The organism is Microbacterium umsixpiens (assembly GCF_053543675.1).
Window position 1 is genome coordinate 2,965 of record NZ_JBLVOH010000153.1, and the last position, 644, is coordinate 3,608.

The window sequence follows — 644 nt, forward strand, 5'->3', positions numbered from 1 at the left end:
GCGCGGGGTGCGCCGATTCGCCCGAATGATCGCGTGGACGCGCGGCGAGCTCGACGAGCCCGAGCTGTTCGCCCCTCCCGGCGGCACGAACTACATGTCGGTGCGGTCGCTCTCGCAGGCTGTGCGGGGCGCGCTCGACGCCGGGGAGGGCGGTCGCGCCTACCTCGTCGGCGACCGCAACCTCACCTACCGCGGCTACTTCCAGCTGCTGGCGGATGCTGCAGGGAGCGCGCACGTGATCGAGGAGCGCGACGAGGAGCATCCGTTCCAGCCCGACCGATTCATCGTCCAGGGGCGTGGCGCGGTGATCGCCTACGAGCCCGATCCGGCTGAGACGGCGCTGCTCGGCTATGCGCGCGACGACGTGGAACGTGCGCTGGCCGAGATCGTCACCGCGGTGGACGCTCTGCGCTGAGCTGCGCCCACAGCGAAGCCGTCGCGCGCAGCGTCTCGTCGAGGGTGCCGTCGGTGCGCAGCACGACATCGGCGATCGCGACGCGGTCGGACTCCTCGCCCTGTGCGCGGAGGCGGCGCTCCGCTTCGGCCGCGTCGTGGCCGCGTTCCCTCTGCAGGCGCTGCAACCGTGTCGACGCCGAGGCCTCGACCGTCACCACCAGGTCGTAGGTCCAGGGCAACGGTGCGGT

At 72.0% G+C, this 644-nt stretch carries 1 protein-coding gene and 1 pseudogene; one reads left to right on the forward strand and one right to left on the reverse strand.

Features of this window, described 5'->3' with window-relative positions:
- A pseudogene (locus ACNPM4_RS15220) lies at positions 1 to 415 on the forward strand (hypothetical protein); the annotation flags it as partial.
- Here ACNPM4_RS15220 and ACNPM4_RS15225 read toward each other — a convergent pair.
- Positions 390 to 644: dephospho-CoA kinase (locus ACNPM4_RS15225; RefSeq protein ID WP_448986233.1), on the reverse strand; the 255-nt coding region annotated here is incomplete at its 5' end. The pseudogene ACNPM4_RS15220 and the gene ACNPM4_RS15225 sit on opposite strands and share 26 nt — an antisense overlap.